Annotated in this window: 21 protein-coding genes and 1 riboswitch; of the genes, 11 read left to right on the forward strand and 10 right to left on the reverse strand. The window is 61.0% G+C overall.

The annotated features are described in order from the left end of the window. Nucleotides 1-28: 28 nt before the first annotated feature. The gene (locus ABH944_RS10180) at nt 29-382 is read left to right on the forward strand and encodes a hypothetical protein (RefSeq protein ID WP_404606671.1); all 354 of its coding nucleotides are present in this window, start codon (nt 29-31) and stop codon (nt 380-382) included. Nucleotides 383-462: 80 nt separating this feature from the next. Here ABH944_RS10180 and ABH944_RS10185 read toward each other — a convergent pair whose 3' ends face one another. The 4 genes from ABH944_RS10185 to ABH944_RS10200 all read right to left on the reverse strand — a co-directional run bounded on the left by ABH944_RS10185 (nt 463) and on the right by ABH944_RS10200 (nt 3,622). Beyond that, nucleotides 463-1,467: a choline sulfate utilization transcriptional regulator gene (locus ABH944_RS10185; protein WP_404606673.1), complete on the reverse strand. Its 1,005-nt coding sequence runs from the start codon at nt 1,465-1,467 to the stop codon at nt 463-465. A 211-nt stretch (nt 1,468-1,678) separates the two neighbouring features. Next, nucleotides 1,679-2,140, reverse strand: a complete 462-nt coding sequence (locus ABH944_RS10190) for an MEKHLA domain-containing protein (RefSeq protein ID WP_404606674.1) — start codon at nt 2,138-2,140, stop codon at nt 1,679-1,681. Nucleotides 2,141-2,274: 134 nt separating this feature from the next. Next, a complete protein-coding gene (locus tag ABH944_RS10195) occupies nt 2,275-2,691 on the reverse strand; it encodes a DUF302 domain-containing protein (RefSeq protein WP_404606676.1) in 417 nt (138 codons plus the stop codon). 115 nt (nt 2,692-2,806) lie between these two features. Next, nucleotides 2,807-3,622: a prolipoprotein diacylglyceryl transferase family protein gene (locus tag ABH944_RS10200; RefSeq protein ID WP_404606678.1), complete on the reverse strand. Its 816-nt coding sequence runs from the start codon at nt 3,620-3,622 to the stop codon at nt 2,807-2,809. A gap of 436 nt (nt 3,623-4,058) precedes the next feature. Between ABH944_RS10200 and ABH944_RS10205 the strand changes: the two genes are divergently transcribed. Beyond that, nucleotides 4,059-5,009, forward strand: a complete 951-nt coding sequence (locus ABH944_RS10205; protein WP_404606952.1) for a glycerophosphodiester phosphodiesterase family protein — start codon at nt 4,059-4,061, stop codon at nt 5,007-5,009. A gap of 19 nt (nt 5,010-5,028) precedes the next feature. On the opposite strand, the gene ABH944_RS10210 is transcribed toward ABH944_RS10205, so the two are convergent. The 5 genes from ABH944_RS10210 to ABH944_RS10230 form a co-directional block, all read right to left on the reverse strand. Continuing rightward, nucleotides 5,029-5,844 carry an amidohydrolase family protein gene (locus ABH944_RS10210; RefSeq protein ID WP_404606954.1) on the reverse strand — a complete coding sequence of 272 codons (816 nt, stop codon included), beginning with the start codon at nt 5,842-5,844 and terminating at the stop codon, nt 5,029-5,031. Nucleotides 5,845-5,861: 17 nt separating this feature from the next. Beyond that, nucleotides 5,862-6,884, reverse strand: a complete 1,023-nt coding sequence (locus ABH944_RS10215; protein WP_404606679.1) for an NAD(P)-dependent oxidoreductase — start codon at nt 6,882-6,884, stop codon at nt 5,862-5,864. Beyond that, nucleotides 6,881-7,945 (reverse strand): LacI family DNA-binding transcriptional regulator, encoded by a 1,065-nt coding sequence (locus ABH944_RS10220; RefSeq protein ID WP_404606680.1) that lies wholly within the window; start codon nt 7,943-7,945, stop codon nt 6,881-6,883. Before ABH944_RS10220 ends, ABH944_RS10215 begins: the two co-directional genes overlap by 4 nt. Before the next feature lie 12 nt (nt 7,946-7,957). Next, the gene (locus tag ABH944_RS10225) at nt 7,958-9,874 is read right to left on the reverse strand and encodes a TRAP transporter large permease (RefSeq protein ID WP_404606956.1); all 1,917 of its coding nucleotides are present in this window, start codon (nt 9,872-9,874) and stop codon (nt 7,958-7,960) included. A 97-nt stretch (nt 9,875-9,971) separates the two neighbouring features. Beyond that, nucleotides 9,972-11,033, reverse strand: a complete 1,062-nt coding sequence (locus ABH944_RS10230) for a TRAP transporter substrate-binding protein (RefSeq protein ID WP_404606682.1) — start codon at nt 11,031-11,033, stop codon at nt 9,972-9,974. A 352-nt stretch (nt 11,034-11,385) separates the two neighbouring features. After that, nucleotides 11,386-11,493: riboswitch (guanidine-I (ykkC/yxkD leader) on the forward strand. Between the two features lie 59 nt (nt 11,494-11,552). Between ABH944_RS10230 and ABH944_RS10235 the strand changes: the two genes are divergently transcribed. The 9 genes from ABH944_RS10235 (at nt 11,553) to ABH944_RS10275 (ending at nt 23,581) form a co-directional block, all read left to right on the forward strand. Continuing rightward, complete coding sequence (locus ABH944_RS10235) at nt 11,553-12,623, forward strand: putative urea ABC transporter substrate-binding protein (protein ID WP_404606684.1); 1,071 nt, start codon at nt 11,553-11,555, stop codon at nt 12,621-12,623. Between the two features lie 32 nt (nt 12,624-12,655). Further along, a complete protein-coding gene (locus ABH944_RS10240; protein WP_404606686.1) occupies nt 12,656-13,471 on the forward strand; it encodes an ABC transporter permease in 816 nt (271 codons plus the stop codon). Beyond that, nucleotides 13,468-14,259 (forward strand): ABC transporter ATP-binding protein, encoded by a 792-nt coding sequence (locus tag ABH944_RS10245; RefSeq protein WP_404606687.1) that lies wholly within the window; start codon nt 13,468-13,470, stop codon nt 14,257-14,259. Before ABH944_RS10240 ends, ABH944_RS10245 begins: the two co-directional genes overlap by 4 nt. Nucleotides 14,260-14,271: 12 nt before the next feature. Further along, the gene (locus ABH944_RS10250) at nt 14,272-14,976 is read left to right on the forward strand and encodes an urea amidolyase associated protein UAAP1 (protein WP_404606689.1); all 705 of its coding nucleotides are present in this window, start codon (nt 14,272-14,274) and stop codon (nt 14,974-14,976) included. A gap of 14 nt (nt 14,977-14,990) precedes the next feature. Beyond that, nucleotides 14,991-15,632: an urea amidolyase associated protein UAAP2 gene (locus tag ABH944_RS10255; RefSeq protein WP_404606691.1), complete on the forward strand. Its 642-nt coding sequence runs from the start codon at nt 14,991-14,993 to the stop codon at nt 15,630-15,632. A gap of 188 nt (nt 15,633-15,820) precedes the next feature. Next, nucleotides 15,821-19,420 carry an urea carboxylase gene (uca, locus tag ABH944_RS10260; protein WP_404606693.1) on the forward strand — a complete coding sequence of 1,200 codons (3,600 nt, stop codon included), beginning with the start codon at nt 15,821-15,823 and terminating at the stop codon, nt 19,418-19,420. Nucleotides 19,421-19,441: 21 nt separating this feature from the next. Beyond that, nucleotides 19,442-21,271 carry an allophanate hydrolase gene (gene atzF / locus ABH944_RS10265; RefSeq protein WP_404606694.1) on the forward strand — a complete coding sequence of 610 codons (1,830 nt, stop codon included), beginning with the start codon at nt 19,442-19,444 and terminating at the stop codon, nt 21,269-21,271. A 215-nt stretch (nt 21,272-21,486) separates the two neighbouring features. Continuing rightward, nucleotides 21,487-22,533, forward strand: a complete 1,047-nt coding sequence (trpS, locus tag ABH944_RS10270; RefSeq protein ID WP_404606695.1) for a tryptophan--tRNA ligase — start codon at nt 21,487-21,489, stop codon at nt 22,531-22,533. Nucleotides 22,534-22,771: 238 nt separating this feature from the next. After that, the gene (locus ABH944_RS10275) at nt 22,772-23,581 is read left to right on the forward strand and encodes a class II aldolase/adducin family protein (protein ID WP_404606697.1); all 810 of its coding nucleotides are present in this window, start codon (nt 22,772-22,774) and stop codon (nt 23,579-23,581) included. Nucleotides 23,582-23,649: 68 nt separating this feature from the next. Here ABH944_RS10275 and ABH944_RS10280 read toward each other — a convergent pair whose 3' ends face one another. Beyond that, nucleotides 23,650-24,645 carry an ABC transporter substrate-binding protein gene (locus tag ABH944_RS10280; RefSeq protein WP_404606698.1) on the reverse strand — a complete coding sequence of 332 codons (996 nt, stop codon included), beginning with the start codon at nt 24,643-24,645 and terminating at the stop codon, nt 23,650-23,652. Nucleotides 24,646-24,719: the final 74 nt, after the last annotated feature.

Genomic DNA, 24,719 nt, shown 5'->3' on the forward strand with positions numbered 1-24,719 from the left:
ACCCAGACAAACGCGGAAGGACCCTCTTATGCAAGCGATCAGACAATGTTTCTATCCCGGACAATTGAATGCCGGACATCGGCGTGCCGGAACACAGGTTGTCGCCATCGACGGCGTGCTTCGATTGACCTGCCGTGATCCTGCTTTGGACTGGCTCTTGAATGTGACGTCCCCCGTTGTGGTAGACATACAGGAAGGCACGTGCCATGTGCTGCCGTACGACACGTTCGTGGAAATCGAAGCAGTCGGAAGTTCAGCGGTCAATGGACTGGTCAACGTGCCCGGGCGGCAATATGCCTTTATTGCGGCTATCGGGAGAGCGTTCGCCTGGCTTGGATATCCTGTGCGCGCCGGCGCTCAAAGATCGGACCAGCAGCGGTGAACCCTATGCTTATGCCTGAAGCAAACTTGGCGGTTGCTAGCTGAATCCGCGGGAAAAGCGCAGGTGCCAAGGTCGGGTCCTCAAGCTGGATCAAGCGTGGCGACGGGGTTTCCATACCGTTTGCTTGCAGTCTCCACCCAGTGGGCCTGATGTTGCCCGTCTTTCCCGCACTCGGCGAGCAACCATCGGACCAATTGATCCCTTGCCTCGCCGAACCGGTCCGTCGGAGGCACGAGCAGGTAATAACCGCCGCTCGTTGTCATGGTCCTATTGCTTGCTATTGCCAGACTGCGATTCTTGATAAGCGGGTCGATCAACGGAATCCATCCGAGGGCGACACCTTGTCCCGCTACCGTCGCCTCGATCACATTGGAGTAACTATTGAATGTGAAGTGCCGGCTGTCGGGCGCGGGGGTGAAGTCGTGCTCGTTGAACCAGTCCGCCCACGTAAGCCATCTCGAGGGAACAGCGCTCTCCAGATGCAGGAAACGCTGTGCGGCCAGATCCTGGCGGCTCAGTTGATCTTCCTTGTTCTTTAGCAGCGAAGGAGCGCAGACCGGCACGACCGTCTCCGCAAACAATCTCTGAACCGTGCAGCCCGACCACCGGCCGGAGCCAAACGTGATTGCGAGGTCTGCGTGATCACGCATGGCGTCGAAGTCCTGTTGCGACGACGTAATGCGAACGTCGAACTCCGGCATCAGGCTGCGCAACTCCGCAAGCCGGGGCAAAAGCCAGTACGACGCAAAGCCGAAATCGGTTGCAAGGGTCAAGGTGCGGCGCCGGCGACGTGACCGTATGTCAGACACGCGGGAGCGGATGCTGTCCAGGCTCTCGAACACGGCTTCGAACAGGCTGGCTCCTTCCTCCGTCAGTTCAACGCCTCGGTGCAAGCGCTTGAAAAGCGGCATGCCAAGGTCTGCTTCAAGCGCACTGATCCGATGGCTTACGGCCGGTTGCGATGTGCCGAGTTCACGCGCCGCCGATGTGAAATTCAGATGGCGGGCGGCTGCATCGAAATACGCCAGGGTCTGTAACGGTGGGAGACGTCCGCCGCCGTCGGTAAGAATGGGTGCGCTAGCCATGAAAGTTCGCCCGATAATCGTTAGCGCATCTTAACGGCTGGCAGTCATTCTCCGTCTTAACAAAAGCAGATATGCATATTCGTATCTGCGATGTGTTAGCGGTCTTGGTACGGGCTAAGCGTTGATCATGGTGCCACGGCTACAACGGTCGCTACGGATAACGGGACTGCCCATAGCTGCCTCTATGAGATTGGACCCGACGCTCTACCGCTTAAACATCCTGCCACTGCCGATAAGTCGCAGCCTGCCCGCAATAGATTCCCTCGCGATTGATCAGGTTCCAGACCGTCACGTCCTCGATCCAGAAGCGTCTTCCCGACCTGGCGATCCGAAGGCCGCGGTATCCGCTTGCATAGCCTTTGGTGCGCACCGATTCAAGCAAAACATCGCGCTCATTACGATTGGGATGTTCCGCGGACAACCGGGAACGCAATGCCGTCATTTCGTCCCACGTGTATTCGAAACATTGCAGCGCCGCCCGGTTTGCGTAGACAAACCGCGGGTCGGCATCCGTGTTGTGCGCGACTACGCAAAATGGTGCGTCTTCGTATAACCATCGTGCGGCATCGGCCTGCAAGACTTCCGGATCGAGCAACGGCGCACCAACCACCCGAAGGTGGCTGTCCGTCAGCAGATCGCAAAAGTTGGGGTCGAGGGCTAATGACATTGTCATGGGTCGAGTCTTAAGAGGTGAGCGTGACGTTTGGATTCAGCCGGCAATGTTACCGTGCCGGACAAAATCCCGTCTCTGCACGGGTAGGACGAAAGCCATTTTTCGAATGCGCATTCGTGTCACACTGCATGCCGCTAAGCCAGGGCTCCGCTTAGCAACGTCGGCATCGCCTTCAGTGGAGCGATCAGGTTTGCGTCGACCTTATAGTCCAACTCAAGCGTTGCTGTCACGTCCTGATAGTCCACCCATACCGCGCTTCCGCTGTCTTCCCAGACAACCGCCTTAAGCGGCAACTCAAGCGCTGCGTGCGGGTTGGCTTCCATCACCGGCGTACCCGCTTTCGGATTGCCGAACAGAAGGAACCGCGTGGGCCTCAAGCTCGCACCGGCCTTCGCAGCGGCTGCGCTCTGGTCAATATCGGCGAAGAGCGTTACGCCATGCGCAGCCAGCGCTGCCTTGAGCCGGGAAACGGTCTCCTCGAAGTCGTATTTGCTTTGCAGCGTAACGACCGATGAAGGGAATGCGGCGGCTGTATCAGTTTGTGCGGTCATGGCAGGTGTCATCCAGTAAGCGGCAGAAACAAAGACATTCGTCACCCTACCCGTTCATATGATTTCCTATGGTCCGTCGCGCTGAAGCCGGGTGGAAAGCACGCCCCCATGGAAATCACTGGCCGGTGTTTAACGCAATGTCCGGATAGAACTGCTCAATCGCCTGAGCAAATGAAGCGCGTGAAAACTGCCCCAGGTGGGCCGACAGCAAGCGGCCTTGTGCATCATAAAAGAGCGTCGTGGGATAAGCCGTAGCCGACACCGCTCTTGCCACCGCAAGACCTGGGTCCAGCAATGCGTTCTTGATGTGAAGATCATGTGAATTCAGATAGCTGCTTACTACATCGCGCGTCTCGCCCTGGTTCACGAACACAATATGAAGATCCGGTGTACCCGCCTGAGCTTCCGCCAGCACCGGCATTTCCGCCTGGCATGGCGGGCACCACGTCGCCCAGAGGTTCACCACGGTTGGCCGGCCGTCGCCTTTGGCGAGGGACTGGCGAACGCCATCGATATTCAACAGCGAAACAACCGGTACATTTGCCGGCTGCCTCGACAAACTGACCACCACGGTGGCCGAACTCCAGACCACTGCACCTGCCACCACGGCAGCCAGCAAAGGTATGCGCATTGAACGGCGGCGCAGGAAAAACCAGCCGGCCACGCATCCTCCTGCTACAAGGCCGGGAACCAGGTCGAACCCCTGATCCCGGAAATCGAGCATCTTCACCCAATCGTCTTTATAAGCGGGCAGGTAGCGCAGGACGAACGACAGACGAGCCACGACCAGCCCGGTGAGCACACTGCCGAAAACCGCGCCATCCACATTCGCCCTGTTCCTGCGAAAGAGCCAACCGGCAAACAACGAGACCATTACGCTGATAAAGAAAATCAGCGGTGGCACGGGGAGCGAAAAAGGACCGACGTTCATTTGATGCTGTCCGGCGTTTTAAAGGGTGGATGGCGCAAAAAGGAAACGGTGGTGCGCAAACCATTATCCAGCAATGTCCCGTGCCGATCACGTTCTGAATGCCGCCCGGGCAGGACTGTTACAGCAGTCGCCGGCTGCAGCCCGAGTGTAAATGGAATCGTTGCATGCCCCTTTACGACACCGTCTCATCGTCCTGCCCGTTTGTCTCAAATAGTCCATCGTTTTCCCGATAGCGTTTTTGAATGTTCATTTCAATACCCTGAATCGTCATTCGAATGTCAACTGTGCTGACTATAGTTGCGCCCACTTCTCTTGAACACCTTTTCAATAATCGATGAATCTTTCCACACGTTTTTGCGCCAGATCAATATAATAAATAACTCCGGATATAGACTCATTTCCATTCATTTCGGATAACATAATAATGAAGCAAAAAATCAATGCCACGGTTACGCTGACGGGAAGAACACCGGTTCCACGGCCTGCGTGTTTGCGCGTCGCTGCGCTTGCACTGGCGATCGTCATCGCGCTCCCACTGACGCCCGCGCTTGCCGCGCCGTTTGTCATCGCGCATCGGGGTGGCACCGGGGATACGCCGGAGAACACGCTACAAGCGTTCAGCACCGCCCTCGAGAATGGCGCCGACGCACTCTGGATGACTGTCCAGGTAACGAAGGATGGAGTCCCCGTTCTCTATCGCCCGGCCGACCTGGGTTCTCTGACTGACGGACAGGGCCGCCTGGACGAGATCACGCTCAGCGACCTTCGCAAGCTCAACGCGGGTTATTCGTTCAGCCGCAAGGACGCCTCGGGCCAACTCAGCTACCCGTATCGCGCCAACCCGCTGCGCATTCCTACATTGCATGAAGCACTGGACGCGGTGCCGCGGAATGTACCAATCATGCTCGACATGAAGCAAACGCCCGCGGCGCCTTTGGTCGAAGCGGTCGCGCAGGTTCTGGACAGCGCGAACGCGTGGTCGCGCGTGCGCTTGTACTCCACTGACGCCGAAGCGATCGAGTTGATGAAAACGCACCGCCAGGCACAGGTGTTCGAGACGCGCGATGCGACCCGCAATCGCCTGGTCGATCTCTCGCTGGGTGGGACCTGCGACAACCCGCCTCCCGCCGGAAGCTGGGTGGGGATCGAGCTGCATCGTCAGGTTGAAGTGATCGAGCGCTTCACGTTGGGAACGGGGGTGTCGAAGGTGGATGCGAAGTGGTGGACCCCTGCTGCCGTCAAATGCTTCAAGACCAACGGCGACGTAAAGATCGTCGCATTCGGTGTGGACTCGGCAGACGCATACGCAACAGCAGCCGCTCTCGGTATAGACGCGGTAATGACGGATTCACCGCGCGCCATGCGCATCGAAAAGAAATCGCAGTAACAATCGCCGTTGCACCGGCTCAAGTGTCGAAGCCGTACAACTGCCCGGGATTGTCGACGAGAATCTTCCGGCGCACAGCACTGTCCGGAGCCCAATACGACAGAAGCGCAAGCATCTCTGCATCATTGGGCACGGGCTTGCGGCCCGGATGCGGCCAGTTGCTGGCCCACAGGCAACGCTCCGGGTACGAGCCGGTCAGTGCGCTGGCGAGCTTGCTGACATCGTCGTAATGGGGCGGTCCGAGCTTCGAGGTCTCGTACGGAGCCGATACTTTCACCCAGGTCCGACCTGCATCGAGCAGGCCAAGCAGGCTCCGGAAACCGGAGTGGTCGGTGGCGACCGGCTCCAGGAACTTGCCAATGTGATCAATGGTAAGCAGGCACGGCAACGCGCGCAGACGCGCCTCATGCTGCGCTAAATCGCGGCCATCGAGTTGAAGATTGATCACCCAGCCAAACTCCGCAATGCGGCTCGCAACGGCTTCCAGGTCGTCCCATGCAAGCACGCCGCCGCTGCCGGGAATCATCATGAAACGCACGCCTCTTACCCCTGCGTCATGCATGGCCCGCAACTCGCTAGCGGGTGTGTCGGGTCCGATCACCACAATCCCGCGAGCTGCCCCGCCGGCCTGTTTCAATGCATCCAGCAGGCAGCGGTTGTCATAACCGTAACCTGTAGGCTGCACGAGGATCGCGCGTGCAAGACCCAGGTGCCGCTGGACTGCCGTGTAGTCGCTCCACGACGCCTGTGGCGGTCCGTAAGTCGAGGTACTGGCGAGAGGAAAACGTTCGAAGTCGTAGATGTGAACGTGGCAATCGCACGCATTGTCAAGCATGTTCAGGGACGTGTCGATCACGAACGCTCTCCTTGCAAAACGCCGGAAAAACCCGGCAAACGCGTCAGCCGCGCGGCGCATTCCGCGTTGACCGCATGCTCAGGTATGACGCCGTCGAGCAGCGCCCGGACCTGCCGCACCGTGTCCATCGCCTGATGCTCGATGGCGGGCGGCGTAAGCCCCCCCACGTGCGGACTAGCGACAAGTTTCGGATGAGCTGCCAGCGCCGGGCTCGGCATCTGATCGGCGGCACGGCCCACATCCACCGCCGCGCCGGCGATCACACCGGCATCGAGCGCATGAAGCAGCGCATGATCGTCAACCAGTTCGCCTCGCGACGCATTGATGAAAAATGCGTGAGACCGCATCTGCGCAAACGCCGCGCTATTGAACAAATCGGCTGTCTCCGGCGTGGCCGGTGCAAGACAGACAACGTAATCGCCACGCTTCAGTACATCGTCGAATGAAGCCTGTTCAACGCCCGGCTGCGTGATCCTGATCAGCGGATCGTTCACCACCACCTGCATGCCCAGCGCGATGCCAAGCTCTGCGAGCCGCTGACCGATAAACCCGTAGCCCACAATGCCCAGCACCGAGCCGCGCAATTCGCGTCCCATTGCAATGACCGGCGCGCGTTGCTGCCAGTACGCCGCGGCTGCCGCGCTGATGCCGCGGCTCAGGTCGATCATCACGCCCACGACCCATTCCGCGACCGACGTGTCGAAGCCCGGCGTCGCGCGTGTCACGAGGACGCCGTGACGGCTTGCGGCACTGACATCGATATTGCGGATATCCACCGCCACGCGGCAGAACGCGATCAGCTCGGGCAACTGGTCGAAGAGCGCGGCTGGAGCCGCTGAATCGCGGCTTGCCACGACAATATCCTGCCCCTGCGCTTCACGAACAAGTTCGTCCAGTGACAACGGCCGGTCGAACGGATTGAGCTTCACTTCACCGAGCGCAAACAGTTCGGCAAGCGCCCGGTCTCCGTAGTAGTTCTTGAGCGCATCGGGCGAGTGGGTCAAATAGATCTTCGTCATGTCGATGAGGCCGCCTTTTTGGCGCGCGGCGGTTTGGCAACCGACTGACGCGCGATTAACGCAGGTTGAAAAAGAAAATCGGCAGCCGGCAAATCAGGCTGCGTCGAGCGGGCGATGGCGCGTTCAACCATGGTGCCGGCCATCTCCGTCAATGGCATCGCGACCGACGTCAAACCCGGATTGGTGAACGCGGCGACCGACAAGCCGTCCATGCCGACGACGGATATATCGTCGGGTACCCGCAGATTCAGTTGCTGCAGCCCGGACATCAAGCCGATCGCGAGCATGTCGTTGACGGTCACAATGCCCGTGGGCATCGGACGCATCGCGGCAACCTGGCTTGCCATCGCAAAGCCCAGGTCGGGCAGTTCTGAATCGCCGAACGCCTCCGACACGCGCCCTTCGACCACGCTTGCGCTATAGCGCGGCCCTTCGCGTGACACTCGTTCGCGGAAGCCGTCGATCTTCTCGCCGCGGCTAAGCGTCTTGCCGCCGGGTACGAGGAACGCAAGCCGCCGGTGGCCGTACGCGATGAGGTGGTCGGCCGCAAGATAACCGGCCTGGTAATTGTCGGCCGATACATGGTCGACCAGCGAATGGCTGCCGTCGTTCGCGCTGCGGTCGTAGCTGACTACAGCCAGGCCACGAGCGACGGCGTCTTCGAGATGACGCTCGTCATTGAGTGACGACACAATGATCACCGCGCGCACCCCGAACGAAAGCAGGTCTTCGAACATGCGCGCTTCCTGTTGCTTGTCCCGATGCGTGTTGCCGAGCAGCAGCCGGTAGTTGAATCGCGACTGCGCCGCGGCCTCCACGTTCAGCGCGAGTTGACCGTACATCGGGTTCGCGGTGGAAGGCACCAGCAGCCCGAGCATGGGCGTATGCCCGGTCTTCAACTGGCGTGCCGCGCGATTGGGACGAAATGCGAGCTTGCGGATCGCCTCCTCCACGCGCGAATAAGTGGCGGCGCTCAGCTTCTCGGTGCGTCCGTTAAGCACGTTCGACACCGAACTGGTCGATACCCCCGCGAGCGCCGCAACGTCATGAATCGTAGCCATGGTATGTCCGTATCAAGCCATGTTGAAATGCCGCGGTAACCATAGCGAAATGGACGGCACGAGGATCAGCAGCACCAGCATCACCACAAGCAGCGCCAGGTACTTGAGCATGCGGCGCGAGACGTCCTCGACCCGCGTGCCTGTCATGGCGCAGGTTGCGCACAAGCCCAGGCCGAACGGCGGCGAGAACAGGCCGAACCCCATTGCGGTGACCGCGATCGTGCCGAAATGCAGCGGGTTGATGCCGACCTGCACGGCAATGGGCACCAGCAAAGGACCGAAGATGATGAGTGCCGGGGCGCCTTCCAGCACCGCGCCGAACACGATCATGATGAGCACGGATACCGCCAGGAACGCGACGCTTCCGTAGGTATGCGCAAGTGCGAGCATGCCGGCAGACAACATGGAAGGGATCTGCAGGATGGTCAGTGCGAACGCGACGCTGGACGCCGCCGCGATGATGAACAGAATGCCCGCCGCCATGGCTGAAGCGCGCACGAACAAGCGCGCTATCGCACGTGGCGTCAGTTCCCGGAACGCAAGGCCGCCGATCACGAGAGCATAGACCACGGCGAACGCGGACACTTCGGTGGACGTCGCGATCCCCGAGGTCACGCCCTTGCCGATCATGATGACCATCACGAGCGCGACCAGCGCCCCGCCGAGCAGCCTGAAAATGGGCTTGCGGCTGGCGAAGGCCGTGCGTGGATCGACCTTCTTGCCGAAGATCACCACCATTGTGGCAAGAGCGAGCGCCATTACCACCGCCGGCACAATGCCCGCTAGAAACAGCCCGCCGATCGAAATGTTGGCAACGAAACCGATGATGATCATGTTGATGCAAGGCGGGATGGTTTCAGCCATCACACCCGATGCAGCGAGCACCGCGGCGGTCTCGTTCGGGTCCTGCCGCGTACGTCGCACGGCCGGCACGACGATGCCCCCGACCGCGGCAATATCGGCGAGCTTGGAGCCTGATACGCCGGAGAAAAACGCGGTGGCAAGAATGGCGATGAGGTTCATGGAGCCGCGCACGCGGCCGAAGATCCGCACCAGCAACTCAATCAGGCGGGAGGACATGCCGTTCACTTCCATCACCAGTCCGGCCAGCACGAAGAACGGAATAGCGAGGAGCACGAAGTGATCCATCCCGGCCATCACCTGCTGCGAATAGATGATCATGGGCAGGGTCGGGTCGCTGATGAAATATAGCAGCGCCGACAAAGCCAGCACAAACGCAATGGGTACGCCGACCATCAAGCCGGCGATAAAACCCGCTAGCAGCAAAGCCCACGGCGCCACCGCATATTGCGGGAAAGCGGTGTTCCAGCCCCACACCGCAGCGGCCGCCACGCAGCAGCAAGCCAGGGTCAGCCATGTCGTGCGGGTCGCGCCGGTGATCGCACTGGCTACCGCCGCGGCTGTCATCAGCACGGCGCCCAACAGCACGGGCAATACGTTGATCCATTGCGGCAAGCCCATCGGCGTGGTGACGTTGGCCGAGTCTTCCAGCAACAGCCACGCCGAATATGCAAGGCCGCCCGCGGTGCCCGCAATGCCCCAGTAGCCAATCTGCAGCGCGGCTGCACGCCACGACCGCGGCAGCAAGGTGCGGAAGAAATCGATATTGACGTGCTGACGGCGTGCAAGCACGGTCGCGCCGCCCAGGAACACCATGGTCACCATGAGACCGCGGGCAACTTCCTCCGCCCAGTCGACGGGATGGTGCACGAAGTATCGAAGGATCACCGAGACGAACACCACCAGGACATCGACGGCAAGTACTATGCCGCAGAGACGTTCTATGAAAATGCACAGCGTGGCGAGCAACCGGCCGCTAGTGGTCAGCGTGCCGAAGCCCCACGTGCCTGCGCTAACGGCCGGGCTTCCCACCGCTGGCCCTGCCACGTCGTGCGGACCATCGGCCATGCGCAACTCGTGGGGCGCCATCTTGCTGAGTGATTCATTCATGTTTCGGTTCTCTGTTCATGGTCCGGAAGCGGACACCACGAGCGGCGCAGGCACCTCAGGCACGTGCGGCGTCAATGGCGGCCAGTACCGGCGCCGTCACCGGATTGCTTTGCGTGAACGGCACCCAGAGCTTGTCGCGCATCAGCTTGCGAACGCTGTTGCGCTCGGCATCGGCCATCGGGTAGAAGGTCATGCCGGCCTTCCTGAGGGCGCCAAGCGCGTCCGCTCCCTTCGTTGCCGCCTCCTGCCGCTGGTACAAGCTCGCCTCACGGGCCGCGTCCAGGAACTGGGGCTTGATAGCGTCCGGAATCTTCGCGAGTCCCCGCTTGCCGATCACCGTAATGCATGGGCTGAACAAATGATTCGTCTGCCAACTGTTCTGCACCACCTCATTGAGTTTGTTTGACAGTACGCTGGCCGCGTCGTGTTCGAAACCTTCGACCACGCCTGTCTGCACCGCGGTGTACACCTCGTTGAAAGCAATCGGCGTGGGAATGGCGCCCATCAGCTTGAAGGTTTCGATAAAGGCCTGCGTGGGCAGCACGCGCAGCTTGACGTTCTTCAGCGCGGCGAGGTCCTTGATCGCGGGCTTGGTGTAGACGCTGCGTGCGTTGAAATGCGAACCCCAGCCGATGATCGAACATCCCGTACGCGATTGCATCAGCTTGTCGTACACATCGGCAACACCGTGATCGACGGACTTGCCGACGTGCGCCCAGTTATCGAAGAGGAAACCCAGGTCCAGCAGCGCGAGTTCCTGAAGCGCGGTTGCCCAGATCGAGCTGCCCGTGATCATCATGTCGATCGAACCCAGCCGAACCTGCTGGACAACGTCAGCCTCCTTGCCCAACTGTCCATTCGGAAAAAAGTCGACACGAATCTGATCACCCACGCTCTTCTTGAGGTTGGCCTGAAGGCGCTGGTAATAGATGTAGTGCGCAGAATTTTCGTCGGCGGTCATGGTGGATGAAAACCGCAACTGGACGGGCGGCGCCGCACGCCCGATCACCGGAAGCGCGAGCGTGGCAAGCGCTGCGCCAGCGGTCTGCACAAAGCGGCGGCGCGATAGAGAACGACCTGATAAATAAGGTGAAAAGCAATGATCTGATCCGGGCATTTCCTTGTCTCCGTCTGTCATCCGTCTAATTCTTGTGATTTGGTAGAACGTTTTACTAAATCGTTGCACCGATCATAAGGACATTCACAGAGGGCTTCAATATCCTGGGGTTAACACGGTTGATTGGGGAATACCCCGGCTCGAGGGAGGGGGTTAGCGGGCTGCCTTGACGGCGCAAGGCATGCACGAGCACTGTGCGCCGGGTGCTTTAACGCGGTGCGCCAAGGCCCAAACCCGAGCACCTGTTTCGAACCGGCTCTTTAAGAAACAAGCACTCAGGCTGATGGCACGCTTATCGCTTAAGAACAAATGCAAGGAGCCGGCGCAGCATCCGGTCAAAGCACACAATCTGGAAATGGATGACTAGGGTTCCGGCCTGCTTGGCTTAGTCGAGCGGGTGCTGGTCCGAGAGTTGTCGACCTCAGGCGAGGTTACACGGCGGGATAAAAGCCCGGGAGAGAACGCGATATTCGCGCTGCTCCTGGCCGCCCGCTAACCGTCCCCTCTGAGGTCACACTCATGCGTAAGCTTGTTCGCTTTTTCGGCATCGCCGCCGTCTCTCTCGTCACCCTCGCCTCCACCCCCTCATTCGCCGCCGGCCGCACGGACTTCAAGGTCTGCTGGACTATCTACGCTGGCTGGATGCCGTGGGGCGAAGCCAAGACCCAGGGCATCGTTTCCAAATGGGCCAAAAAATACGGCATCAACGTGGATGTCGTGCAGCTCAACGACTACGTCGAATCCATCAATCAATACACCGCGGGCAAGTTCGACGGCTGCGCGATGACCAACATGGACGCGTTGACCATTCCCGCGTCCGGCGGCGTTGATTCGACTGCGTTGATCGTCAGCGATTATTCGAACGGCAACGACGGTGTGCTCATCAAGGGCAAGGGCAGGAAGCTCACGGACCTCAAGGGCCAGCAGATCAATCTGGTCCAGTTCTCCGTCTCGCATTACCTGCTCGCACGCGCCCTTGAAAGCGCCCACATGACCGAGCGTGACCTCAAGGTCGTGAACACGTCGGACGCTGATATCTCAGCGGCATTCGCCACGCCCGAAGTCCAGCAGGCGGTGACCTGGAACCCGATGCTCGCCGACCTCAAGGCTCAGCCGAACGTCACCGAAGTCTTCGACTCCAGCAAGATCCCCGGCGAAATCATGGACATGATGGTCGTCAACACGAAGACACTGCAGGAGAACCCGGCGCTCGGCAAGGCACTCACCGGCGCGTGGTTCGAGATGGTCGCGCTGATGCATGCGAACAGCCCCGGCAGCACGGCTGCGCTGACCGCAATGGCCAAGTCTTCCGGGACCGATCTCGCGGGCTTCAAGGGTCAGCTCTCCACCACCGCCCTCTTCTACACGCCGCAAGCCGCACTCGATTTTGTCAGCAGCCCCAACCTGCCGGTGATCATGACGCGGGTCGCCAGATTCTCGTTCGATCACGGCCTGCTCGGTCAGGGCGCGCCAAGCGCGGATGCGGTCGGCATGGCGTTCGACAAAGGTGTCGTGATTGGCAGCAAGAGCAACGTCAAGCTGCGCTTCGATCCGTCGTATGTCGCCATGGCGGCTGCGGGCAAGCTCTAAGCCCAGGCATTTCTCCAACCAAGGTGCGCGCCATGCGACTCATCAATCAACATCCCGGCCGAAGCGGCGGCCTCATGCTGCTGTTGCTGCCGTTCATCGTGCTGGTGGCGATCTATTTCACCGGGTCGTCGCTGCGGCTCAAGGTCAATCCCGACGACAAGCTGCTGCCAAGCGCCGCACAAATGAGCGACGCCATCAAGCAGGTCGCGTTCACGGAAGACAAGCGCACCGGCGAATACCTGCTCTGGGACGACACGGTGTCGAGCCTCAGGCGGCTGGGCATCGGGCTCGCGGTCAGCGCAGCTATCGCGTTGGTCGCGGGGATCGCAACGGGCGCGTTGCCGCTGGTGGGTGCAACCTTCTCGCCGTTCATCACGGTGCTCTCAATGATTCCACCGCTCGCGGTGCTGCCTATCCTGTTCATCGTGTTCGGACTGGACGAACTGTCGAAGGTCGTCCTGATCGTGATCGGCATCACACCGATGATCATTCGCGACCTGCAGTCACGTACCCGCGAGATTCCGGCCGAGCTGTGGGTGAAGGCCCAGACCCTGGGGGCCACGAGCTGGACGTTGATCCTGCGTGTGATCCTGCCGCAGTTGCTGCCGCGTCTCCTGGTCGCAATGAGGCTGTCGCTTTGCTCCGCGTGGCTGTTTCTCATTGCGGCCGAAGCCATTGCATCAACCGACGGTCTCGGCTACCGCATCTTCCTGGTGCGCCGTTATCTGGCAATGGACGTGATCCTCCCGTACGTGATGTGGATCACGCTGCTCGCCTGGCTGATGGACGAAGCGCTAAGACGCCTGACGCAATGGATGTTTCCGTGGTTCGGCGGAGGCGCGCGATGATCGAAGTACGCAACGTATGGAAGAAATATGGCGACCAGGTCGTCCTGGAGCGGCTGAACCTCAGCATTGCGGAAGGCGAATTCTGTTCGATGGTCGGGGCTTCCGGCTGCGGCAAGTCCACCTTCCTGCGCCTCTTGCTGGGCCAGGAAAAGGCGACACGCGGCGAGATCCTGCTCGACGGCAAGCCTTTGCCCGCCGAGCCTGATGAACATCGCGGCGTAGTATTCCAGCGCTACTCGGTATTTGAACATCTGAGCGTGGTTCGCAATGTCCTGCTCGGACTGGAACTGCCACAGGCAAAGTTCACCGGCAGGCTGTTCGGTGCACGCCGCCGCGCGGCGCTGGACGAAGCGGTCGCCATGCTCGAACGCGTCGGCCTGGGCGCGGCGCTGGACAAGTACCCGCGGCAACTCTCGGGCGGCATGCAGCAACGTCTGGCAATCGCACAAGCGCTGGTGATGAAACCACGCGTGCTGCTGCTCGACGAGCCTTTCGGCGCACTCGACCCCGGTATCCGCCGGGACATGCACGAACTGCTGCTTGGTCTCTGGCGCGAATCGAACCTGACGATCTTCATGGTCACGCACGACCTGAAAGAAGGCTTCACGCTTGGCAGCCGCGTGCTCGTATTCGACAAGGTGCGCGTCGATCCTCAAGCACCGGGTGCCTATGGCGCGCGTATCACCTACAACATTCCACTCGATCACACCCGCGATTCAGCGTCGTCCCTTCACGTGGCGCAGGCCGCCGTGCAAGGCGCCCTGCGCGCGGACGTGATCCCGGTTTAAAGGAAACCCAAAATGGATTGGCTACTGGAAGAAACCGTCCCAGGCGGCGGCCATGCTTCGCTGATGGTGAAGCGCGGTCAGTGCCTGCGTCTTACCGACTTGCGTGGCGGGGCAAACGTCAGCCTCATGCTCGTCAACGCCGCCGAGAAAAGCGAACGGCTGAACCTCCCGGATACGCTGAAGTGCCAGCACACCGCGAAGCTGACCGCCGGCCACTGCCTGTATTCCGACATGGGCCGTGTGCTCGCCGCCATAGTCGCCGACACATGCGGCTGGCATGACGCATTAGGCGGTGTGTCCAACGCCGACGAGGTGAACAGCAAATACGGCGTGGGCCGCTATCAGGAACTACGTAACGCGTTTTATCGCAATGGCACGGACAACCTGCTGGTTGAACTCGGCAAATGGGGACTCTCCCTCTCCGACCTGCTGATGACGCTGAATCTCTTCAGCCGCGTTGATGTCACGAGCGAAGGCGCGCTGAATTTCGTCCCGGGCAATTCAAAGGCCGGCGACTACGTCGAACTCTACGCCCCGATGAACACACTTGTCGTGCTGACTGCAATCCAGCATCCGCTCGATCCGAATTCCGACTATGCGCCCAAGCCGGTCAAGCTTTCGCTCACACAGGCGGATAGACAGGCCGCCGAATTCTGCCGTACCTCGTGTGAAGAAAACGTGCGCGGTTTCATCAACACCGACCGGTTCTTTCTCTAAGCGGAATTGACACCATGACTACAACGCTCAAGCACAGCGACAAACTTCCCGAACACGCCGTCTTGCGCGAAACGCTTGCGGCCGGGGAACCTTGGCTTCACGAAGTGAGAGCCGGCCAGACCCTGCGCATTCTGGATCTCGAGGGCAATCAAGCGGTGGATACGCTGTTCTACAGTCTTGCCGATCCTCGCGAACGCTTCGATCCGCAACGCACGCTGCGGCGCCAGAAGAGCCTGTATCTCACCACGGGAACCGTGCTCTATTCAAACCTCGGCAATCCGATGCTCACCCTTGTGGCGGACACCTGCGGCCGTCACGACACGCTCGGCGGCGCGTGCGCCCAGGAGAGCAATACGGTGCGTTATGCGCTGGAAAAACGCTACATGCATAGCTGCCGCGACAATTACCTGCGAGCCTGTGCGCACGACGGACGCCTGTCGAAACAGGACATTGGCGCGAACATCAACTTCTTCATGAACGTGCCGGTCACGTCCGACGGCAGCCTTAGCTTCGAAGACGGTATTTCGGCGCCGGGTAAATACGTGGAACTGCGTGCGGAGATGGACGTGATCGTGCTGATCTCCAACTGCCCGCAACTGAACAACCCTTGCAACGCCTACAACCCCACGCCTGCGGAGTTGCTGATATGGAACTGAAGCATTGGCGCGACTGGCTCTATTTCGTGTTGCTCGTGCGCTCGGGCCGCTCCTGCACCCGCAAGCGCGAAGAACTGAAGCTCAAGTAGACGCGGCGTCCAGCGACTCAGCGACGCCTTTTGCCGTGGACGACCGCGGCATGCATTTTCCCGTGGCGGGACGGCCCGCCCACGCATCCGTCATCCCTCATGTTCGAGAAAGTCCTTATCGCCAATCGCGGTGCCATAGCGTGCCGCATCCTTCGAACCCTTCGCGCACTCGATGTCAAGGGTGTCGCGGTCTATGCGGAGGCGGATCGCGCCAGTCTGCATGTCAGCGAGGCCACGATTGCTCATGGTCTCGGAGACGGACCGGCGTCGGTCACCTATCTGGACGCCGCGAAGATCCTCGACATCGCGCGCCGGGAAAACGTGCAGGCGATCCATCCGGGCTACGGTTTTCTCTCGGAGAATGCGGAGTTCGGTGAAGCGTGTGAAGCAGCGGGCATTGCGTTTATCGGACCCACGCCCGCGCAATTGCGCGCCTTTGGTTTGAAGCACACGGCCCGCGCAATCGCAGCGGAACAGGGCGTGCCGATGCTCGAAGGCACGAGTCTTCTTGAAGACGTGAACGCCGCGTTGCAGGCCGCCGAAAGAATCGGCTACCCCGTCATGCTGAAAAGCACGGCGGGCGGTGGCGGCATAGGCATGCGTGTCTGCTGGAGCGCGACCGAACTCGGTGCGCATTTCGATGTAGTAAAGCGCCTCGGCCTGAACAACTTCAGCGACGCGGGCGTGTTCCTTGAAAAGTACATCGAGCGGGCGCGGCATCTTGAAGTTCAGGTGTTCGGCGATGGCCGCGGCAACGCCATAGCACTTGGCGTCCGCGACTGCTCGGTGCAGAGGCGCAACCAGAAGGTGCTGGAAGAAACGCCCGCGCCCTGTCTGCCGGACGGCATGCCGGAGGCGCTCTGCGAAGCCGCGATCAAGCTCGCCAAGGCCGTGGAGTACCGCTCGGCGGGCACGGTCGAATTCGTCTACGACAGCGCCGCGCAACAGTTCTATTTCCTCGAGGTGAATACGCGCTTGCAGGTCGAGCACGGCGTGACCGAGCAGGTCTGGGGAGTCGACCTGGTGCGCTGGATGATCGAACTGGCGGCGGGGACGCTCGCGCCTTTGAGTGATCTGGCCGCGACGCTAAAGCCTGTTGGTCACGCGATCCAGGCACGCGTTTACGCCGAAGATCCGGGCCGCGATTTCAAGCCGAGCCCGGGCCTCCTGACCGACGTTGCGTTCCCTCTCGCCGACGGTCGCACGCTTCGCATCGACACCTGGATTGAAGCCGGTTGCGAGGTGCCCCCGTACTTCGACCCAATGCTGGCGAAAGTTATCGCGTGGTCCCCCACGCGCGACGCAGCCCGCCGTGCTCTCGCCAATGCGTTGCACGACACGCGCCTCTATGGCGTAGAGACGAACCGTGACTACCTGCGCCAGATTATCGACGACACGCCGTTCGCTTCCGGCCAACCCTGGACACGCTGCCTTGAACGGCTGCGGTATCACGCAAGCACGGTAGAAGTGGTGAGCGGCGGCACGCAAACCACCGTACAGGATCACCCGGGGCGGCTAGGTTACTGGGCCGTGGGCATTCCGCCATCGGGCCCAATGGACGACCGCGCGCTGCGGCTTGGCAACCGCCTGCTGGGCAACGACACGAACGCTGCCGCTCTTGAGATCACCATGAGCGGTCCGGCGCTGCGCTTCAATACAGATGCTGTTGTGGCTGTCACGGGCGCGAGCTTGCCCGTGTTGCTGGACGAAGTGGAACAACCGCTGCATACCACGCTGTTCATTCCCGCCGGTTCGACCCTCACGCTCGGCACGATTCGCGGCGCGGGCGCGCGGGCTTACCTGTGCGTGCGTGGCGGCTTCGACGTCGCAGTCTATCTAGGCAGTCGCAGCACGTTTACGCTCGGCCAGTTCGGCGGTCACGGCGGCCGTGCGCTGCGCGCCGGCGACGTGCTCCATCTCAATCCCCTGACCGATGTCAGCGCAGGCGCCGCCCTGCTCTTCGTGCCTGAACTGGAGACCGTGCGCACGCTGCGTGTGATCTACGGCCCTCACGGCGCGCCTGAATACTTCAGCCCGCGCTATATCGAGCAGTTCCTCGCAACCGAATGGGAAATCCATTTCAATTCGAGCCGCACCGGCGTGCGCCTGATCGGGCCCAAGCCCGAATGGTCGCGCGAGGACGGTGGCGAAGCCGGGCTGCACCCATCCAATATTCACGATAACCCGTACGCGGTCGGCGCAATCGATTTCACCGGGGACATGCCCGTGATCCTCGGACCCGATGGTCCCAGCCTAGGCGGTTTCGTTTGTCCGGTCACGATCATCGAGGCGGATCTCTGGCAGATCGGGCAGCTGAAAGCCGGCGATAAAGTCCGCTTCGTACCCGTGCAGATTGACGCGGCTCGTCAGGCCGCAGCCGCCCGGCTGCATGAACTGGAGACGCTGGAAATTCAGCGCGAGCCCGATTACGCTCCGTGCGAATCACTCACTTCGCCAATCGTTCTCGACACCGGAACCGACGCCGCAAAGCTGGTCGCAAGGCTCTCGGGCGACACGCATTTGCTGCTCGAAATCGGGCCGCCCGAACTCGATCTCGTGCTGCGTTTTCGCGGTCACGCGTTGATGCAGTCACTTGAAGCACTCGCGTTGGCCGGCGTGATCGACCTGACACCGGGCATTCGCTCCCTGCAGATCCACTACCAGCCGGAACGCCTGCCGCTCAGGCGCCTGCTTGCCGAGATCGAGCGAGCGTGGCAGGAGGTACTGCTGCAAAAGGATCTGCGCGTGCCATCGAGGATCGTGCATCTGCCGCTCTCCTGGGATGATCCCGCGTGCCGGCTCGCTATCGATAAATACATGACGACGGTGCGCCGCGACGCGCCATGGTGCCCCAGCAATCTCGAGTTCATCCGTCGAATGAACGACCTCGATTCCATCGGCGCGGTCAAGCAGATCGTGTTCGACGCGAGTTATCTGGTGATGGGTCTCGGCGATGTCTACCTGGGTGCGCCAGTCGCAACGCCGCTCGATCCGCGCCACCGTCTGGTAACGACCAAGTACAACCCCGCGCGGACGTGGACGGCGGAGAACTCAGTGGGGATCGGCGGTGCTTACCTGTGCGTGTATGGCATGGAGGGGCCGGGCGGTTACCAGTTCGTCGGGCGCACATTGCAGATGTGGAATCGTTATCGCGAGATCACGGATTTCGCGGGGCGCCCTTACCTGCTGCGTTTCTTCGATCAGATTCGCTTCTACGAGGTTTCCGCCGACGAACTGACACGCATCCGCGCGGATTTTCCGCTGGGGCGCTATCCACTGAAGATCGAGGAGACAGAGTTGTCTCTTGCCGGTTATCAGGCATTTCTAGCCCGCGAAGCAGATGGCATAGCGCACTTCCGCGAGCGTCAGCAAGCGGCCTTCCAGGCTGAGCGCGAACGTTGGCGTGAAGCCGGAGCATCGGAGGAAAGCCTTGAAGCGCCGGCACCGGAAAGCACTGAAATAGCGCCGCTGGAAAACGGTCAGGTGGCGGTTGACAGCGAGATCGCAGGCAATCTCTGGCAGGTCCGCGTGGCGACCGGCGAAACGGTTTCAGCGGGGGACGTACTGCTTATCATCGAGTCGATGAAGATGGAGATATCGGTATGTGCGCCATGCGCAGGGACCGTGAGCGACGTGTATGTGTCGCCGGGCTCGCCTGTACGCGCAGGCCAGCGGGTTGTAATCATCGAACGGTCTTAACCAGTCAGATCAGGAAAAACAATGTCTTCTTTCGACCTGCGCATGTCAACGCTGCGCGCCGCTTATCGTGCCAAAGAAATCACGCCTCGCAAACTGATTGCCGGACTGCTCGCGAAAGCCGCCGACCTCAATCCCGAGTTCCATCTCTTCATTCATTTACTGAGCGAAACCGAAATCGCGCCCTATCTGGATGAACTGGAAGGGCGGGATATCAATACACTTCCGCTCTATGGCATTCCGTTCGCGATCAAGGACAACATCGATCTGGCCGGCATTCCCACCACCGCCGCGTGCCCCGCGTTCGCCTATACCCCCACCGAATCGGCAACGCTCGTTGCGCAATTGATTGCGCTTGGCGCCGTGCCCATCGGCAAGACCAATCTCGATCAGTTCGCCACCGGCCTCAACGGCACGCGCTCGCCCTATGGCAAGTGCCGCAACAGCGTGCATCCGGATTTCCCTGCGGGCGGATCGAGCGCGGGCTCGTCGCTGGCGGTGGCATTAGGCGTGGCAAGCTTCGCTCTGGGTACCGACACGGCAGGCTCCGGCCGGGTGCCTGCGGCATTAAACAATCTCGTCGGCGTCAAGGGAACCAAAGGTCTGCTGTCGACCGCGGGTGTGGTGCCAGCTTGCCGGACCCTCGATTGCGTGACCTACCTCACCGCAACCGCCCGGGAAGCCAGCGAACTGCTGGCGCTCACAGCAAGGCCTGACCCGCACGACGCCTATAGCCGCGGCAACCCGCAGTTCAATGACGCAAGTGCGTTTGGTGAAGTATCCGCATTTCGATTCGGCGTACCCTCCGCACTCGAATTTGCAGGATGCACTGAAAGTCCCACGCTTTTCGAACAAGCCCGGAAGGCACTGGAAGCCGCTGGCGGAACCGCCGTTGAAATAGACTTCGCGCCGTTTGCCGAAGCCGCCAGATTGCTTTATGAAGGGCCATGGGTCGCGGAGCGCTACAGCGTCGCGGGAGAGTTGATGGAAGCCCGGCCCGACTCCGTATTGCCCGTGATTCGCGACGTACTCGCCAAAGCGCCCGGCACGACCGCCGTCGATGCATTTCGCGCACAGTACCGCCTTCAGGCGCTCAAGCAAGTCTGCGACGCGGTTATGGGCCCGCTAGACTTTGTCCTGACGCCGAGTGTTCCCCGGCCCGTTACGCTGGCTGAACTGGAGGCGGACCCTATCGGCCCTAACTCTTTGCTGGGGTACTACACCAACTTCATGAATCTGCTGGACTATGCAGCCGTAGCGGTTCCGGCTGGATTCATGGTGAATAAACTTCCCTGGGGCGTCACGGTATTCGGTCGCCCGTTCACCGATCAATATTTACTCAGCATAGCTGATCGATTGCAACGAATCTACGGATTGCCTGTTGCCGGAGGCAGCGCTCCCGATCTGACGCCACTACCACGGCGAGCTCATGCTGATCGCGCCCGAATCGTAGTCTGCGGTGCGCATATGGAGGGACTGCCCCTGAACTGGCAGTTGCTTCGCCGCGGCGGACGGTTGGTTGAACGCACGTTGAGCGCACCTCGCTACCGCCTGTTTGCGATCGAAGGCACTGTGGCGCGGCCCGGGATGACCCGCGTTGCCGATGCGAATGGCTCCGCTATCGAGGTCGAGGTGTGGGAACTCCCCAGCACGGAACTGGGGTCATTCCTCACGGGCATTCCCGCGCCCCTGGGGCTCGGTAAGGTCGAACTCTCCGACGGCCGCTGGGAGGCCGGTTTTATCTGCGATACCTTCGGGCTGGAAGGCGCGCGCGAGATTACCTCGTTCGGCGGATGGAGACGGTGGATCGCCGGCACCGCTTCTCTCGCCGCGAGCGGCGCGGCCGCAGAATAACGTGCTCGAGCGCCGGGCGTTGTCAGCAATCCCTGCTCTATGGCATTCTTACGCCATGTCCGCCATCAACCCCGCTACCGCTCGTACCTGGTGCCGCTCCTGAAGGAGCGGCATTGTCACGCCTTTTTTAATGACCATGACCGCCGCAGTCCGGCCGACGTGGTTTCATCTCCCGGTTCGCTCGTGCTGCGGTGGTTCTCCAAGAGAATCCGTTTATGCACGATTTGCACGACACCCCGTCATCCGCACCACGCCTCACCGTCCTGACTGGCGACCGCCCGACCGGCCCGCTGCATCTGGGCCACTATGTTGGCTCGCTGAAGACCCGGCTCGAACTTCAGGAAACGCACACGCAATACCTCCTCGTCGCCGATACCCAGGCCCTGACCGACAACGCTCATGACCCGGACAAAGTGCGCCGCAATGTACTGGAGGTGGCGCTGGATTATCTGGCTGTCGGTATCGACCCGGGCAAGACCACCATCGCGGTCCAGTCGGCTCTGCCGGCCCTCGCGGAATTGACCCTGCTTTACCTGAACTTTGTCACGGTCGCGCGCCTCGAACGTAACCCGACGATCAAGGAAGAGATTCAGGCCCGCGGTTTTGGACGCGATATTCCGGCGGGTTTTCTCTGTTACCCCGTGGCGCAAGCCGCCGATATCACCGGGTTCAAGGCTCATTTTGTTCCGGTAGGAGAAGATCAGGCTCCGCTGATCGAACAGACAAACGAGATCGTTCGCCGCATCAACCGGCAAGCGGGCGTCGACGTCCTGCCGGAAGCCCAGGCATTGATCCCGACAATGGGCCGCCTCCCCGGCGTCGACGGCAAAGCGAAGATGAGCAAATCGCAGAACAATTCAATTGCGCTCTCGTCCTCGCCCGATGTCATACGCGAAGCGGTGAAACGCATGTATACCGATCCGAACCACCTGCGGGCATCTGATCCGGGAACCGTGGAGGGCAACATGGTCTTTACATACCTGGACGTTTTCGATGACGACCGCACCGAAGTGGAACGCCTGAAGGCAGCGTATCGCGCAGGAGGGCTTGGGGACATGACACTCAAGCACCGGCTTGAAGACAAGCTGCAGGCGCTGATCGCCCCCATGCGTGAACGGAGGGAACGATTCGCCCGGGATCCGGCACACGTCTTTAGTGTGCTAAGGGAAGGCACGCAGCGCGCCAAGGCTGTCACGCAACAAACACTGGACGAGGTACGGGCGGCGCTAGGGACGTTTTTGTTTGATTCGGTAAGCCCTTAGCAATAAACATGCAGCGTTGGAGAGCGCCCCTCTGCGCAATCGATATGGTTATCTTCATTTGATATTTAACCTTTACAGACCCGGGTGCTAGCCTCTGGGACTGTTCACTGGTGTCGGCCGATCGAGCGTTCTGCCGGTTCGCACCAGGGACACTCGCCGGGACCCGTCTTGGCCGCTAGCGGCACAAGCTCATCCGGACGAGTCAGAACGCCGCTTGAACGCCAAAGGACATCAAACAATGAGCACCCTCACCGACGCGCCCGGCCTCACCCTGCACGCCACGCCCGTCCGCAAATTCTGGTTCGACGAAGTCCCGGCTCCTGCAACGCCCGCCGCTGAACGCCGGCATCGGCTGGAACGGCTTGCCGGCGCGTTTCGCCTGTTCGCCCGCCGCGGCTTCGATCAGGGCCTGGCCGGCCATATCACTGCACGCGACCCTGAATGGCCCGATCATTTCTGGGTCAATCCGCTTGGCAGGCACTTCGCACGCATGCGGGTTTCGGACTTGCTGCTGGTGAATAGCGCCGGCGAGATCGTGGTCGGCAAAGGGCCGGTCAATCAGGCCGCGTTCGCGATTCACGCGGCCGTTCACGAAGCTCGCCCGGATATTGTGGCGGCGGCGCATACACATTCCCTGTATGGAAAAGCGTGGTCGACACTGGGACGCAAGCTCGATCCGCTCACGCAGGATTCGTGCTCCTTCTATGAGGATCACGAACTATTCGACGATTTCCAGGGTGTGGTGCTCGACACCAAGGAAGGCGCGCGCATTGCGGAAGCGCTGGGTTCGAGCAAGGCGGTGATCCTGAAGAACCACGGCATCCTGACCGCGGGTCCGACGGTGGAAGCGGCTGCCTGGTGGTATCTCGCGCTGGATAACGCGTGCCACACGCAACTGCTCGCCGAAGCAGCCGGTACGCCGCAGCTCATCCCGCATGACGTGGCAGCCCTGACGCATGAGCGCACCGGCCGCCCCGGAGGTGCGCTGTTTTCGTTCGAGAGTTTGTATGAAGGGCTGGTCGAAGCGGAACCCGATCTGCTCGACTGATTCGAAACGGTCTCAGTGGTGATCGAGAGGCGGTGCATCACGCATCGCCTCTCGATCACCGGTCACTGTCAGGCCTTGGCGATCCGCGTATCCGAGATGGCACGCACATCGATCCGTCTTGGCAGGATGGCATCGCGGAAAGCAATATCCGCCACCCGCTGCAACGCGACAATATCGTTGTCGGCAACAAAGCGTTGTTTCAACGCGGATCGCGCGGTAATGGTTCTGGCCGCATCCAAAGGAAGCCGCGTCAGCGACGCATAGACATGCGCGTACGCATCGGGATTGGTGATCGCCCAATCACCCGCGCGCTGCAAACGCTGCAGCACATCCGCAATGGCAAGGCGCTTCAGGGGATCGGCCGCTGCCGTGCCGGACGCCGTCACAAAACCCAGGCCGCTATTGATCCCGGTGCCATCCCGCAGCACCCGCGCACCCCGCTGAACCGCTGTTCCGAAGTATGGATCGAAGGTCGCCCATACATCGATGCTTCCCGATTCAAACGCGGTGAACGCGTCGACCGGCAATACAAACCGCACCGACACATCATTGCGTGAGAGACCGGCTTCCGCCAGCGCACCATAAAGCTGGAACTGCGAAATGCTCCCGCGTGCCGACGAAACAAACACCGTACGTCCCTTGAGCTCCGCCACGCTGCGCAGCTTCGAATCCGCCGGGACGAGAATGCCCAACTGCGCCCCCGAGCCAACGCGCGTCGCGACTATCTTGAGTGTCGGATCTCCAACGGCCGCCGCCAGCACCGGCAGATCGCCTGCTGGCGCCAGGTCCACCGCGCCCGCGCGCTGCGCTTCGAAGAGCGGCGCGGCGCCCTGGAAGTTGGCCCACTTGAACGCATACGGCGTGCTGTCGAGCACCTTGGCAGCCTCGGCCAGCGCTCGCGTGCCGCCAGCCTGATCGCCCAGCACCAGCGTGACGGAACCCAGCGCGGCATCCGCCGCCCTGACCTCTTGCGACGCAAAACCGCCAAGCGCGGCGACAGCCGGCGCGGCACCCAGCAGGCGCAATACGCGCCGCCGACCAGCGGAAACATTGAAACCATGCATCTGCAACCATCCTCGTGGGCGAAATCAGCGCCCAGAGTAGCGACGCCTCGCTGACTTGAGAATTATTCAATTCC

The organism is Caballeronia udeis (assembly GCF_044909315.1).
Classification (GTDB): Bacteria; Pseudomonadota; Gammaproteobacteria; order Burkholderiales; family Burkholderiaceae; genus Caballeronia; species Caballeronia udeis_A.

Excerpts from the sequence above, each read along its gene's own strand:
- ABH944_RS10180 (WP_404606671.1), top strand. The coding sequence starts at position 29 with ATGCAAGCGATCAGACAATGTTTCTATCCCGGACAATTGAATGCCGGA.
- ABH944_RS10185 (WP_404606673.1), bottom strand. The coding sequence starts at position 1,467 with ATGGCTAGCGCACCCATTCTTACCGACGGCGGCGGACGTCTCCCACCG.
- ABH944_RS10190 (WP_404606674.1), bottom strand. The coding sequence starts at position 2,140 with ATGACAATGTCATTAGCCCTCGACCCCAACTTTTGCGATCTGCTGACG.
- ABH944_RS10195 (WP_404606676.1), bottom strand. The coding sequence starts at position 2,691 with ATGACCGCACAAACTGATACAGCCGCCGCATTCCCTTCATCGGTCGTT.
- ABH944_RS10200 (WP_404606678.1), bottom strand. The coding sequence starts at position 3,622 with ATGAACGTCGGTCCTTTTTCGCTCCCCGTGCCACCGCTGATTTTCTTT.
- ABH944_RS10210 (WP_404606954.1), bottom strand. The coding sequence starts at position 5,844 with ATGCTTGACAATGCGTGCGATTGCCACGTTCACATCTACGACTTCGAA.
- ABH944_RS10215 (WP_404606679.1), bottom strand. The coding sequence starts at position 6,884 with ATGACGAAGATCTATTTGACCCACTCGCCCGATGCGCTCAAGAACTAC.
- ABH944_RS10220 (WP_404606680.1), bottom strand. The coding sequence starts at position 7,945 with ATGGCTACGATTCATGACGTTGCGGCGCTCGCGGGGGTATCGACCAGT.
- ABH944_RS10225 (WP_404606956.1), bottom strand. The coding sequence starts at position 9,874 with ATGGCCGATGGTCCGCACGACGTGGCAGGGCCAGCGGTGGGAAGCCCG.
- ABH944_RS10230 (WP_404606682.1), bottom strand. The coding sequence starts at position 11,033 with ATGCCCGGATCAGATCATTGCTTTTCACCTTATTTATCAGGTCGTTCT.
- ABH944_RS10235 (WP_404606684.1), top strand. The coding sequence starts at position 11,553 with ATGCGTAAGCTTGTTCGCTTTTTCGGCATCGCCGCCGTCTCTCTCGTC.
- ABH944_RS10240 (WP_404606686.1), top strand. The coding sequence starts at position 12,656 with ATGCGACTCATCAATCAACATCCCGGCCGAAGCGGCGGCCTCATGCTG.
- ABH944_RS10245 (WP_404606687.1), top strand. The coding sequence starts at position 13,468 with ATGATCGAAGTACGCAACGTATGGAAGAAATATGGCGACCAGGTCGTC.
- ABH944_RS10250 (WP_404606689.1), top strand. The coding sequence starts at position 14,272 with ATGGATTGGCTACTGGAAGAAACCGTCCCAGGCGGCGGCCATGCTTCG.
- ABH944_RS10255 (WP_404606691.1), top strand. The coding sequence starts at position 14,991 with ATGACTACAACGCTCAAGCACAGCGACAAACTTCCCGAACACGCCGTC.
- uca (WP_404606693.1), top strand. The coding sequence starts at position 15,821 with ATGTTCGAGAAAGTCCTTATCGCCAATCGCGGTGCCATAGCGTGCCGC.
- atzF (WP_404606694.1), top strand. The coding sequence starts at position 19,442 with ATGTCTTCTTTCGACCTGCGCATGTCAACGCTGCGCGCCGCTTATCGT.
- trpS (WP_404606695.1), top strand. The coding sequence starts at position 21,487 with ATGCACGATTTGCACGACACCCCGTCATCCGCACCACGCCTCACCGTC.
- ABH944_RS10275 (WP_404606697.1), top strand. The coding sequence starts at position 22,772 with ATGAGCACCCTCACCGACGCGCCCGGCCTCACCCTGCACGCCACGCCC.
- ABH944_RS10280 (WP_404606698.1), bottom strand. The coding sequence starts at position 24,645 with ATGCATGGTTTCAATGTTTCCGCTGGTCGGCGGCGCGTATTGCGCCTG.